At 41.4% G+C, this 12,913-nt stretch carries 11 protein-coding genes; 8 read left to right on the top strand and 3 right to left on the bottom strand.

The features are described 5' to 3' along the window. The first annotated feature begins 38 nt into the window (after positions 1 to 38). The 8 genes from F6K63_RS13620 to F6K63_RS13650 all read left to right on the top strand — a co-directional run bounded on the left by F6K63_RS13620 (position 39) and on the right by F6K63_RS13650 (position 9,314). Positions 39 to 164 (top strand): hypothetical protein, encoded by a 126-nt coding sequence (locus F6K63_RS13620; RefSeq protein ID WP_287312358.1) that lies wholly within the window; start codon positions 39 to 41, stop codon positions 162 to 164. Positions 165 to 233: 69 nt separating this feature from the next. Continuing rightward, complete coding sequence (alaS, locus tag F6K63_RS13625) at positions 234 to 2,864, top strand: alanine--tRNA ligase (RefSeq protein WP_287312359.1); 2,631 nt, start codon at positions 234 to 236, stop codon at positions 2,862 to 2,864. Positions 2,865 to 3,213: 349 nt separating this feature from the next. Next, complete coding sequence (locus tag F6K63_RS13630; RefSeq protein ID WP_287312360.1) at positions 3,214 to 3,630, top strand: helix-turn-helix domain-containing protein; 417 nt, start codon at positions 3,214 to 3,216, stop codon at positions 3,628 to 3,630. 548 nt (positions 3,631 to 4,178) lie between these two features. After that, the gene (locus F6K63_RS13635) at positions 4,179 to 5,417 is read left to right on the top strand and encodes a hypothetical protein (RefSeq protein WP_287312361.1); all 1,239 of its coding nucleotides are present in this window, start codon (positions 4,179 to 4,181) and stop codon (positions 5,415 to 5,417) included. Positions 5,418 to 5,467: 50 nt separating this feature from the next. Further along, complete coding sequence (locus F6K63_RS13640; protein WP_287312362.1) at positions 5,468 to 7,450, top strand: hypothetical protein; 1,983 nt, start codon at positions 5,468 to 5,470, stop codon at positions 7,448 to 7,450. Between the two features lie 20 nt (positions 7,451 to 7,470). Next, entirely contained in the window at positions 7,471 to 7,713 is a 243-nt protein-coding gene (locus F6K63_RS37230) for a CD225/dispanin family protein (RefSeq protein WP_353813016.1), read from the top strand. Between the two features lie 44 nt (positions 7,714 to 7,757). Next, complete coding sequence (locus tag F6K63_RS13645) at positions 7,758 to 8,195, top strand: DUF2752 domain-containing protein (RefSeq protein WP_287312363.1); 438 nt, start codon at positions 7,758 to 7,760, stop codon at positions 8,193 to 8,195. 96 nt (positions 8,196 to 8,291) lie between these two features. Further along, the gene (locus F6K63_RS13650) at positions 8,292 to 9,314 is read left to right on the top strand and encodes a hypothetical protein (RefSeq protein WP_287312364.1); all 1,023 of its coding nucleotides are present in this window, start codon (positions 8,292 to 8,294) and stop codon (positions 9,312 to 9,314) included. A 200-nt stretch (positions 9,315 to 9,514) separates the two neighbouring features. Here F6K63_RS13650 and F6K63_RS13655 read toward each other — a convergent pair whose 3' ends face one another. The 3 genes from F6K63_RS13655 to F6K63_RS13665 all read right to left on the bottom strand — a co-directional run bounded on the left by F6K63_RS13655 (position 9,515) and on the right by F6K63_RS13665 (position 12,462). After that, complete coding sequence (locus F6K63_RS13655; RefSeq protein ID WP_287254276.1) at positions 9,515 to 9,739, bottom strand: DUF433 domain-containing protein; 225 nt, start codon at positions 9,737 to 9,739, stop codon at positions 9,515 to 9,517. A gap of 181 nt (positions 9,740 to 9,920) precedes the next feature. Beyond that, a complete protein-coding gene (locus F6K63_RS13660) occupies positions 9,921 to 11,111 on the bottom strand; it encodes a hypothetical protein (RefSeq protein WP_287312365.1) in 1,191 nt (396 codons plus the stop codon). 448 nt (positions 11,112 to 11,559) lie between these two features. Then, positions 11,560 to 12,462 carry an alpha/beta fold hydrolase gene (locus F6K63_RS13665; protein ID WP_287312366.1) on the bottom strand — a complete coding sequence of 301 codons (903 nt, stop codon included), beginning with the start codon at positions 12,460 to 12,462 and terminating at the stop codon, positions 11,560 to 11,562. Positions 12,463 to 12,913 lie beyond the last annotated feature (451 nt).

The following is a 12,913-nucleotide window of genomic DNA, read 5'->3' on the forward strand; positions in this document are numbered from 1 at the left end:
AACCAACCTTCAACCAACCAACCTTCAACCAACCAACCTTGGCCTATTGGCCACGCTACGCGAACAACCTCCAACCTCCCAACCTTCAACCATCACAATGGTTTGCTCTCCTATCAAGGGTGGGCTTTCAGCTTCGCTTCTATGTCAGAATGGATCATACGTAAATTAAGAAACATAGCGATAGGGTTTTACTTCCCATAAGCCCATACCCTAAAGCTGAATTGTAGAGAACCATGCCCGATATCCCTAATTATTTGCGCGGTAACGAAATACGGCAAACTTTCCTCGATTTCTACTCCCAACGGCAACACCAGGTATTGCCAAGTGCTTCCCTAGTACCGGAAGACCCGACGGTGTTGCTGACAATTGCGGGAATGTTGCCGTTTAAACCGATTTTTCTAGGACAACGTCAGTCGGAATTCCCTCGCGCCACTACTGCCCAAAAATGTATCCGCAACAATGATATAGAGAATGTGGGACGCACGGCACGGCATCATACTTTTTTTGAGATGCTGGGGAATTTTAGTTTTGGGGATTACTTTAAGGAACAAGCGATCGCATGGGCATGGGAACTCTCTACAGAGGTATTCGGTTTGCCACCAGAACGCTTAGTAGTCAGTGTTTTTCGGGATGATGACGAAGCGTTTGGGATCTGGCGGGATAAAATTGGGATTCCAGCTCATCGCATCCAGCGCTTGGGTGAGGAGGATAATTATTGGAAATCGGGTCCGACCGGTCCGTGTGGTCCGTGTTCGGAAATTTACTACGATTTTCACCCAGAACTGGGAGACGAGAGCATTGACTTGGAAGATGATACCAGGTTTATTGAGTTCTATAACCTGGTATTCATGGAATACAACCAGGATGCGGAGGGTAATCGCACCCCGTTAGAGAAGCAAAATATTGATACGGGGATGGGACTGGAGAGGATGGCGCAAATTCTCCAGCAAGTGCCGAATAATTATGAAACTGATTTAATTTTCCCGATTGTAAAAACCGCAGCGGAAATTGCTGGGGTTAACTATAGCAAGAGTAATGAGAAGACGAAGGTTTCTCTGAAGGTTATTGGTGACCATATCCGGGCAATTGTTCATATGATCGCGGATGGGATAACGGCTTCTAACACCGGACGGGGTTATGTGTTGCGCCGTTTGCTGCGTAGAGTGGTGCGTCATGGCCGTTTGATTGGGATTGATAGGGAATTTACCTGGGAAGTGGCTCAAACAGCGATCGCATTATCTGAATCAGCTTATCCTAATGTGCGGGAACGGGACAAAACTATCAAAGCGGAAATGCAGCGGGAAGAGTCTCAATTCCTGAAAACCCTGGAACGGGGTGAGAAGCTGCTGGCTGAGATTTTGGCCAAGAAGCCTCAGCAGATTTCTGGCACAGATGCGTTTACCCTCTATGATACCTATGGTTTCCCAGTGGAATTAACTGAGGAAATTGCTGAAGAACAGGGCTTAACGGTAGACCTCGATGGCTTCGAGGTGGAAATGGAACGGCAGCGGGAACGGGCTAGAGTTGCCCATGAAACGATTGATTTAACGGTACAGGGTAGCTTAGATCAGCTAGGGGAACAGATCGATAGTACGGCATTCCTGGGTTATACTCAACCCCAGTCCATGGCTAAGGTAGAGGCTTTGCTAGTTGATGGCAAGTCGGTGGAATCTGCTGGGGCTGGGAGTAAGGTCCAGGTGATTTTGGATCAGACCCCATTCTATGCAGAATCTGGGGGACAAATAGGCGATCGCGGTTATCTGTCTGGGGATTCGGTATTGGTTAGGATCGAAGATGTTCAGAAGGAATCGGATTTCTTTGTCCACTTCGGTACTGTCGAACGGGGAAATTTAGCGGTAGGCACAACAGTAACGGCTCAAATTGACCGGGCTTGTCGCCGTCGAGTTCAAGCTAACCATAGTGCCACCCATTTACTGCAAGCGGCTCTGAAAAAAATTGTTGACCCAAGCATCTCTCAGGCAGGCTCTTTGGTGGCTTTTGACCGTTTGCGCTTTGACTTCAATTGCCCTCGCGCTCTGACATCGGAAGAGTTAGAGCAAATCGAGGCACAAATTAATACTTGGATTAGTGAAGCCCATACCGCAGATGTGGAGGTGATGCCTTTGACAAAAGCTAAGGCTAAGGGCGCAACCGCTATGTTTGGGGAAAAGTATGGCGATGAAGTCAGGGTGATTGATTTCCCTGGTGTCTCCATGGAATTGTGTGGTGGTACCCATGTCAACAATACTGCTGAGATTGGCGTGTTTAAGATTATCTCTTCCGCAGGGGTGGCGTCCGGGATTAGGCGGATAGAAGCAGTGGCTGGACCGGCGGTGCTGGATTATCTGAATGTGCGGGATAAGGTGGTTAAGGATTTATGCGATCGCTTTAAGGCACAACCGGAAGAGTTACCTGAGCGGATTAGTAATTTACAACAGGAACTCAAGGCTACTAATAAACAGTTAGATGCCCTCAAGCAACAATTGGCTTTGGCAAAATCTGACCAGTTGTTGGCGGAAGCTAAGTCAGTCGGTGAGTTCAAGGTTCTGATTGCCAAGATGGAGGGAGTAGAACCAGAGGGCTTAAAAAGTGTTGCTCAACAGCTACAGCAGAAGCTGGGAGAAAGTGCGGTAGTGTTGGGTTCAGTGCCTAGCCCCGACAAGGTGAGTTTAGTGGCAGCCTTTAGTAAGGGTGTTAATCAGAAAGGCTTGCAGGCTGGGAAGTTTATTGGTGCGATCGCTAAATTATGTGGTGGTGGTGGCGGTGGACGACCTAACTTGGCTCAAGCTGGTGGAAAAGATGGCAGTAAGTTAGGGGAAGCTCTCGATAGGGCGTTGGAACAGTTGTTGGAAGGGTTGCAGTAGTTTTGGACTGGGGGATCCCCCCTAACCCCCCTTAACAAGGGGGGGATTTGAAGAATAGTTGTATTTGTGCGATCGCTAACTAATTGCGATCGCGTAGCGGCTCTGTTCGCGTAGCGTGGCCTTTGGGCTTAAGAGCATCGCTGCGCAGTTTGCGATCGCTTTTTTATTGCGTTGCGTGTAGCGCTATATGTGCTGCCGAACAATTTAGTGCGTCAGTGCAATAGTTTTTTTGAGCCACTGACCGAGTCATCCTAATTAGTGTGTCAGTGCAATAATTTTTTTTGAGCGCTTGCATGTTAATCCAATTTCGGTTATAATTCTTTCACCGCTGACGCAATGGTTAATCGCCATGATTGTTTCTAACGCCCAAGCCGCTAAATTACTAGGTGTTTCTGCCACTCGCCTCCGTTTCCTGATCAGCAAGGACAGAGTTACCGGAGCTTATAAAGTGGGTAGAACTTGGGTGATTCCTCTGTTTGATGGTATGCCGGTGCTCACTCCTGGTACTCGCGGACCGAAGCGGAACTGGTCAAAGCGTAGGGAGTACACTAAAGCTGTGATCCATGTTAATCAGAGGGTCATTCGCAACAATCTCAAGACGGGGGAGCGCAATGCTGTGATTACAGTAAAGCGCGGCTCTCAGAATATTTACGCTCATACAGTGGAGGTCAATGGCCGCTGTCGCGTTATGTATCGTCCTGATAATTCCTTAGATTGTGGGGCTAGAGTGTGGATTGAAACAATTTCTGATTTTAAGGTAATTTAATTTGGTACAGATAAGGGCATGAATTGAGATATCTCACTGCAAGATTTTTTAGTGGTGGATGATTTACCCTTGGGGTAATTTCAGTGGAAAGCGGATCGCTTTTTGCTGAGTTTTGCCATTCTCTTTCACAGCCGCTAAGGGAACGCATTAAACGACATAATATGTAACGTTTTCATTTGAGATGTAAACTCATAAGGTCTTTTTTGATGTTCCTATAAAACTCTGGAGCTCTTGCCCCTCTTGCTTCTTGCCTCTTGGCTCTTGACTTTTTGGACAATTTCTTATTATACAACTCGTTTGAAAAACCTATATCCAATTTCAGCGACTGATAAGAAGAAACGGAGTATTAAGGGTCTTGGTTGATAAGTCCTGTGGGAAATCAACCTGATCTTAAAATTTTCTGCATAACTTTTGATGATTAGCCGGATAAGTCTATAGATACTTAAAAATTGGCTATCACCACTCAGGATTCAGGCGGTAGTGCATTAGCTGAATACTGACCATAAGCCCAGCTTTGAAAAGAGCCTTTGTTCGGCTACATCTCACCGATGGATCAGGGTGGTTCTGCCTCACGCCGTCTTATCATTTACACCATGAAAACTTACAAAATATTAACCTTAGGAGCATCTGGTGCAGGCAAGACTGTATTCCTTGCCAGTATGTTTAAGTCCCTATCCATCCAAACAGAACATGGGTTCTATCTCGAAGTTGAGGATTTCACACAACAGAAGCTACTGACTGATATTTATACAAACTTGATCGCTGGGGGAATTTGGCCTGAGGCAACGAAATATAAGGAGATATCCGAGTGGACATTTACGTGTTGTGTCAAGAATCGTAATCTGGAAAACTTTCCAATTTGTCAGTTTAGTTATTTTGATTATGCTGGCGGACGATTAACGGCGATCGACGAAAACGCTCATGAGTTAGAAGCAATAATCAGACAAGCTGATGCAATTTTGGGTCTTTTAGATGGTCAAAAAATCCAGGCATTAATGAGCAATAGCAATGAAGACAAGAAGATGGATAATTTTTTAAAAACAGACTTACCAGCACTAATCAAGTGGATGTCGCATTCTCAAGCACCAATTCAGTTCGTAGTCAGCAAGTGGGATTTGCTGGAAAATAATTTTGGTTTACAAGAAATAAGCAATCGTCTCCTGAAAATTCCTGAGTTTAAAAAATTAGTTTTTGAACGAAATAGAGAAAGTTCTCCAGTACGCCTTATTCCAGTAAGTTCAGTGGGTTTTGGTTTCGCAACACCTCAACCTGATGGCAGTATGAAAAAGATTGCTGGCTCAATTCCACGTCCTTTTCACATGGAAGTTCCTATGTCTTGTGTGATACCGGATCTTCTCGAGAAAGAGATTCAGGTAAATCTTCAGAAACTCATTGCTATTAGTAACGAAAAGATTGGAGAAGATAGTGAATTTAATAAATTACTCAATAACTTCTTAAAGGCTATATTGAAGTTCCGTATATTGATTGATATGATTGTTGATTTTTTGGTATCAAATTACCTAGAGGAGGATACAGACAATATACAACTAGAGATAGAGATTAAAAAACAAATTTTCAAACAAATTGATAATTTTGTCTTGGCAAAAATCAAAAAAAAAGTTGAAGCTAATGACAAAAAAATAACTGAATTGCGTCAAAAACGAGATGAAAGTATCCAAAAAATTCAAGATGAAACAACAGCATTTCAAAGTGCTGTGACAAGTTTTTTGTATATTAGCAATAAACTTAGCCAAGATTTTCCGGACTCTGAAATAATCATAGATTAACTAAATTAATAAATGTAATCTTTATCAAAGCCAAGATTCCAGCAATGACTATGAAAAATTACAATATTCTTACTTTAGGAGCATCTGGGGCTGGTAAAACTGTATTTTTGGCTAGTATTTTTAAGCAATTATCGATTCAAGGTAGGGAAGGATTTTTTCTAGAAGTTTCCAAAGATCAGCAGGAGAAAGAACTTCGTAAAATCTATTCAGAAATCATAGCCGAAGGTGACTGGCCTCAAACAACAAGAGAGATAACTGATTGGGAGTTTATTTGTTGTGTCAATAATCCTAATCTTGAAAACTTCCCAGTTTGTAAGTTTACCTATATTGACTATCCAGGAGGATTGATTACAGATATATTAAAAAATGAAAAAAACTATTTTGATTTTCAAACAAAAGTTCCTAATGCTGATGCAGTATTGGCGATTATTGATGGCCTAAAATTATTTAAATTCATGGAAGATAAAGACCTAATTAAGCCAGATGTTAACAAGTGGTTGCAGAAGGATTTAACCATGATCATGAAATTGGTCTTTAAATGTAAAAAAGACACCCCAGTTCATTTTATCATTAGTAAGTGGGATCTGCTTGAAAGTCGTTATAAGCTCTCAGAATTAAGAGAACGATTATTAGAAAAAGTTCCTGAATTTAAGGCTGTTATTCAGAATAGAGTCAATGCTGGTTGTCCAGTGCGTCTGATTCCTGTAAGTTCTATTGGTTCGGACTTTGCCACCCTCCAGCCTGATGGAACGATGAAAAAGAATCCTGGCGCAATTCCTAAACCATTCCAGTTAGAGATTCCTATTGCTTGTGTCTTGATTGATCGAGTAAACGCTTATATTAATACTTTACAATCAGGCCATCAAGATAGTCATCAACAGGTTCAAGATAAAAATATATTTTTATCTTTGTACAGGCAAATTCAGTATTTTTTAAATCGAAAAGCTGACTTACCTACTCCTGACCGGGAAAAACGTTTGCAAGAGGTCAAGGATGAGGAAACTGCACTTAATTACTTGGTTGGTACTTTCTTAGATCATCTCCAAAAATTTGAGGTAAACTTTCCCAAAGCTAATTTGGGAGGAGAAATTATCCTGGATTTAGCTGAAACTCACCGCCAGGATAACTTATTGAATCCAACCCTAACTGCTACCCTGAGAGGACACCGAAACGTAGTGTGTTCCGTTGGTTTCACATCCAATGGACAAACCTTATTCAGTTCCAGTCATGATCGAAGCATTCGATTTTGGCAAGTTGTATCGGGAAAACAATTACAAGGAATGGTGCGTGAAAGGTCAGGTTGGGTAAGGGCAAATCTGAGTCAAGACGATAAACGGCTATTTACCAGCTGTGAAGATAATAGCATCAAGGTTTGGGATGCCGATACAGGCAAACGCTTATACAAACCATTGAAAGGACATTCTGACCTTATTAATGCGTTTGTGGTTAGTCCCGATGGGCATACACTGATCAGTGCTAGTCGGGATAAAACTGTAAAAGTCTGGCAATTGGAAACTAGTGGGGGTAAACTCATCGACAGTTTAATCGGACATCAAGGCTCTGTTTATGCCCTTGCTGTTGCCCCCGATTGGCGCATTTTCGCTAGTGGTGGTAGCGACAAGAGAGTATTACTTTGGGAACTCGACACTCGCAAACTACTATATAATCTAGGTGATCATCCTGGTTTTGTCAAGGTTTTAGCCTTTAGTTCCGATGGTAATATTTTGGTTAGTGGTGGTTATGGCGAATCTCTCTATGTGTGGGATCCGAAAACCCGCAATCTGAGGTATGAGTTGACAGGACATACCGGAGCAATTTTTTCCCTCGCTATTAGTCCAGATAACCGCATCCTTGCCAGTGGAAGTGATGATGGCACGATCAAGCTGTGGGATTTATCAACCGCAACTCTACTCTCTACTCCTACTCTAAATGGGCACACTGGTCCTATCACTACTCTAGCATTTAGTCCAGATAATCAAACCTTGGCTAGTGGCAGTTTCGACAGAACGATTAAAATTTGGAAACTTGTATAAACGTTAGTTTAAGTAAACCTATGCACTCCCGTGTTCCTAACTATCTACCGCAAGCGATTTTAGTTACTCTATTCTGCTGTGTCCCCTTTGGAATTGTTGCAATTTTCTACGCGGCTCAAGTTAACACAAAATTCGAATTAGCAGACGTCGAAGGCGCAGTAACAGCATCAGATAATGCTAAAAAATGGTGCTGGATTAGTTTTATATCCGGGGCAATAATTCTGGTTTTATATGTTATTGCTTCCCTCGCATTGGGTTATTAAAAACCTAAACAAATAATCAAGTAAAGGTTGACAACAATAGTCTCATGAAAAAAACATACTTATATTCTTTGTATCCCATAGCTAGAATAAAATTGAAGGTAAAAGTTTTATCAGCAATTATTTTAGGTTCAGCTATAATTCTGTATTTTTTTGATCCTTCTATACCAGGACAACTTTACCCTCCTAGTCCATTTCGGACGTTAACTGGTTTGTATTGTCCGGGCTGTGGCACACTGCGGGGACTTCATCAATTACTTCATGGTAATGTGTGGGCAGCCTTTGGGCTGAATCCCCTGATGGTGTTGTCATTGCCTTACCTAATTTACTCCTACATTTGCTACAGTTTACCTGCGTTTACAGGACGCAAAGTTTCCCCAATTTTCATCAAACCGGCTTGGATTTGGTTGATGTTGAAAATAATTTTAGCCTACTGGATTTTGCGGAATATTCCGTTCCCACCTTTTTCCTGGCTTGCTCCTTAATGAAACCTGATTTAAGAATAGCTAAGGCAACTCGATCAGGGCAACGAGTTGCTTGTCATCAATCAATGTAAAAACTAAATTTATTAAATTGTAACTATGAGTATTAACGCTTGGCCTTTTTTAGTAAGCCGTAACCGCTATCTTGACTACAGAACAGTAGTCGCTCCTGATTTCATCTGTGATGCTAAGATTGCTAACTTACTGGCGAGAGTAACGGATGGAGATTTAACCGAACCAGGAAAAGGATTTATCAGGCAAATTGCTGGGACAGAAGCCGGAGACTTTACCATAGTTTTTAGAATCATCCAAGCCACCGAAAAAGACCTTAACTCTAAAGAAGGAGATGATATACTTAAAGATGAATTTGGTAGAAAAATTTATCTAATTGAGGGGGTGGTTATTCAGGGTATTAAGAGCAAAAACCAGGTTTCTATTTCCAATCAAAAACTTGAGGACGTTCATCAGCGACTGACAGAAGGTTACACAGAATTTTGGGAGCATATTGACCCCCATCCAGCCATTGCTTCCAGTATACTTTCCTTAAGTACTATGGATGATTCGAGTAGTCCTTTACTACTCGAAGAATTAAAACCATTCCAGGTTGACTCTAAACCTCAAAATTCAGAGATTGAGCAAAAGGAAGATAATCCGATCATACCTAGGCAATCCCTAATTAATTTTAGAGTTATTATACTAATCGCCCTAGGAATCCTGGGTATGTCCTTTTTAACTATGGTAATTGGAGGATTTATCTGGGTAATAAATAACTCGGGAATAAATCAAAAGGTATATCACTGTACTACTACTGAGGAAAGACAGATAAAATTTGATAGTAAAAAGAACATCACTGATGTTCTCAATAAGCTACAAAAATACTATCCAAATGCAACAATACTCCTTGAGGGATCCTTCAAAGTCAAATCCAGTAAACAATGGCAAGTTTTTACAAAAAGAGAAAAACTCGATAAATCTGTAAACTATACGATTAACCTCAAGGGAAATAGATTACATCTACAAGATTATCCCCTTGACTTAGCAATCGCTCAACTTGCAAAACAGCAAGTTGTTGAAGACACTATTATCAAGGCAAAAATTATAAACAGAAAGGAGTGTAAATAAAGCTGAGTTTGATATCTCTTCGGCTAAGTTGGGAGGAATGGTGTTAATTTCACTCTGGAGTAAAGTAAGTTACTGGCGACTGGTAGATAAAGTCTGTATAAAACCAGGAGTACTTGAAAAAATCATCAAATCTCATCCTAGCCAGAAAAGTCAAGTCCAAGTTGCAATCCCAGGCGACAAATGTGCGTCTACCCAAATTGTCATGGAACCAGCACCGGATGATTAAGCTTACGTGAGGCATAGAGAAGTGCTGCCTGCAAATCATTTGCTTCTAAATCAGGCATTTCTGCTAAGATTTGCTCAGCAGTAAGTCCAGCCGCAAACAAATCCAGTATATCCGATACTCTAATTCTCATACCGCGAATGCAAGGGCGACCACCGCACTGTCTTGGATTAATGGTAATTCTTTTAAGCAAATCTGACATCTAGCGTTACTCCGGACTGAATTTTAATCTAGCTATATAGCATTTATTATAGCTATGAAAAACGCTGTATTTTCGTAAACATTCAGCGGTCAGCCGTCCGCAGTCAGCTTATTTTATTCAAAAGCTGAGAGCTGAGAGCTGAGAGCTGAGAGCTGATAAACCAGAAAAATCAGCCCCGCCTTTAGCGTCCGCTTATTTTTCTGGTTAGATTTTTGACAATCTCTCGTTGCGGACTGCCTTTGGGTAGTATTTTGTCAATCAAAGGTTTTTTGTTTAACGTTCTGCGGAGTTGCCCAACCCAAGAATCGTTGACTTTGTTTTTATTGGCATACTCATATATTTGTCGCCACTCTCCACGAACAGCTTCGTTAGGCAGGGTGATTTCTTTGATATCGTCAAGAATATTGGAATCAGGAAAGCATATGGGAATCGGGTTGCCTGTCGCCAAAAAATTAAGTTTAGTCCTCACGCACTTCTCACATTTACCGCAATTTCGGTCTTTTAAGTCTCCTTGCCAACAGACACGCAAATTTTCAATACCAACTTTCCAATCACAAATTTCTTTTACTTTTTCGGTTCGGTTATGGCTGGCACCATCATGGATCACATGAAAATCACCAGAAGTTAACAAATGATCTGTAATCGGGGATGAACCCCAAGGAATAACCAGTGAATCATAGGGTTCACTACTACCAACAATACAGGTACCAGCAACTTTTTTGAAATTGCTAAGAACAGCAACTAAAACACAGGAAAAAGCATGTTCCCAATTGACTGTTGTAATTTCACGATAGTTGGTTTTGATCGGTACTAGTTTAAGCTGAATATCCTTTAAGGTTTCTTGGGCTCTCTTGCTAGCATTATTGAATGAGGTTTCTTCCCTAAGTGGAATGTCGAACCCGTGAACTATTGAGCATAGCTTGATGTCCTGAGACCGATGACTGAATTTTGCTTGGGAGTGACGCCATACTGAGAAGGTGGCATCAACACCCCCAGAAAAGGCACATATGGCACCAGATACTGGTGTACTATTATCTCTGATAGACTCTGCGCTAATATTAATGTAAGAATATAGGTCAGGTAACCATTTATACCATGCTACTTGATATTCAACCAAATTACTTAAGAGCTGTTTTGAGACTTCCCCTTTAACAATTACATCTCTTTCTTCTTTCATTGCATCCATAATGACCGCAAGCAAATAACTGTCACAATCATTATCTTCCGGGGGCACGATTGATTTATCGAATTGAAACCATAGCTCAGTCTGATCGACTTGGACATCGCCATCAATCCGCTTAATTCTGCATCGTCTAACGCAATCACTATCGGTAGTTTCGCGATTCAACGGTTCAATTTCAATATATTTCATGATCATGGTTTCCTGGGGGGGATATGTAAGCTAAAATCATTACTGGGTAATAATTTCAGCCCATAATTTACTTAAGGTTTTAGAGGTTGTCTGAAAAGTCTCATTTGCTACATCCAAGCCCCCGTTGGTCCCCCAATTTTGGGGGACTTCTACCAGCAAATTGATTCTTGTTCCCCCCAGAATTGGGGGGCTAGGGGGGCAAAATTCAGTATCAAAAAACTTTTCAGATATCCTCTTAGGGAACAGCGGATCTGGGAACAGGGAACAGGTAAGAGAGAAAAAATCCTGTGTACCTGATAGTTATGAAAAACGCTGTATAGTAAACTTTTCAGGACTCATGTCACCCCCTCAGGATAATTTCCTTCAAATATAACTATTTATAGCGTTTAAGGATAAGCAATGTCGCTCATGACTCTGAGAATTGCTATAACTGCTATAAAAGCGATCGCTAAATAAAATCCTCAATCACTGCTGTTACCGCTTCATGATACTCTTCAGAAATACCTAAAGTTCCAGCTAATCGAACGGTTTGCACCTGTCCTAACTCCGCCATCGCTATCATTTCGGCTTTTGACTTAGGTGGCGCATTTTCCGCTAATATCATTAATAAGGGCATCGGCACAGAATCTAAAAGCTGCAAAAATTCCTCCCGATTAGCTACAGGATCGATTGCGCCAGTAACAAACGCAGCAGGGGCATATCTGCCGCCATCTTTGGAAGTGATTTGATGTTTTTGGGCAATAAATTCGGTAGTTAGTTTGGTTTCATCCACATAGACGTGGCGTTTATACATCAAGCGGAGAAAAGAAGGGGTAGTGTTGAGATAGTATAGACTCTGACCTAACCAGGGCGATCGCACTAGATTTTTTACTCCGTTTCTGACTCCATCGGGTAAACCCATTGCTCTTAACGGTCCTTTCCAAGTGGGAGCCACTAAAATTAGTTTAGAAATACTATCTGGATGATCTTGGGCAAATTGTAAAGCGTATCCCGAAGCATGACCCGCAGCAATTACAATAATTGAGTTATTATTAAAAACAGAATTAACAAAATCTGCTAATAACTGCTGAAATAATACGGGATTGTAATCCACAGGAGGGCATTGAGACTCGCCAAATCCTAACCAATCTAGAACGGTAACGTGATAGTTGGTAGCTAGTAGATTGGCAATACCCTTCATTTCTGTGCGACTAGAAACTGTACTAAAAGCAGGCAGTAACAGTACGGGGTTGCCTGCGCCAATGGTTTCGTAGACCACTTGATACTGTTTGTCTTGCCAATTCCAGTTGTAGAAATTTTTGGTACCGCCAATACCAGAGTTAATCTGAGTGGGATTAGTTGCTGTAGTCATAGTGATAGTTAATATAGGGTTTGTATTTGAGTTTTGAACATAGGATTGATGGGAAAAGGGAACAGGGAACAGCGGATCTGGGAACAGGGAAAAAATCCTGTTTACCTGATTACGCTAGAAATCCCTATACAGGGTGATCAAAAAACTTGGGCATGAAAACCAAGTTGAACAAGAAGCTTTGAGTCAATAAGACAATAACCACTGCTGTTGTGGCAACTGCTACAGTTTTTATTTAATATTTTGTCAAATTAAGTAACTTTTTTAAGTAAAATTTAACGTAATCAAACTTAACAGTAGCTTGTAGGGTGGGCAAAAAGAGTTTGGTGGTTTTGATTAGTCACGAAATGATGACTTTGCCCACCCTACTTAACTTAACAGTAGCTTGTAGGGTGGGCAAAAAGAGTTTGGTGGTTTTGATTAGTCACGAAATGATGACTTTGCCCACCCTACT

It is taken from the genome of Moorena sp. SIO1G6 (genome assembly GCF_010672795.1).
GTDB lineage: Bacteria > Cyanobacteriota > Cyanobacteriia > Cyanobacteriales > Coleofasciculaceae > Moorena > Moorena producens.

Coding starts and splice junctions, on each gene's coding strand:
- F6K63_RS13645 (WP_287312363.1), top strand. CDS start 7,758: ATGAAAAAAACATACTTATATTCTTTGTATCCCATAGCTAGAATAAAA.
- alaS (WP_287312359.1), top strand. CDS start 234: ATGCCCGATATCCCTAATTATTTGCGCGGTAACGAAATACGGCAAACT.
- F6K63_RS13655 (WP_287254276.1), bottom strand. CDS start 9,739: ATGTCAGATTTGCTTAAAAGAATTACCATTAATCCAAGACAGTGCGGT.
- F6K63_RS13635 (WP_287312361.1), top strand. CDS start 4,179: ATGGATCAGGGTGGTTCTGCCTCACGCCGTCTTATCATTTACACCATG.
- F6K63_RS13630 (WP_287312360.1), top strand. CDS start 3,214: ATGATTGTTTCTAACGCCCAAGCCGCTAAATTACTAGGTGTTTCTGCC.
- F6K63_RS13640 (WP_287312362.1), top strand. CDS start 5,468: ATGAAAAATTACAATATTCTTACTTTAGGAGCATCTGGGGCTGGTAAA.
- F6K63_RS13660 (WP_287312365.1), bottom strand. CDS start 11,111: ATGAAATATATTGAAATTGAACCGTTGAATCGCGAAACTACCGATAGT.
- F6K63_RS37230 (WP_353813016.1), top strand. CDS start 7,471: ATGCACTCCCGTGTTCCTAACTATCTACCGCAAGCGATTTTAGTTACT.
- F6K63_RS13665 (WP_287312366.1), bottom strand. CDS start 12,462: ATGACTACAGCAACTAATCCCACTCAGATTAACTCTGGTATTGGCGGT.
- F6K63_RS13650 (WP_287312364.1), top strand. CDS start 8,292: ATGAGTATTAACGCTTGGCCTTTTTTAGTAAGCCGTAACCGCTATCTT.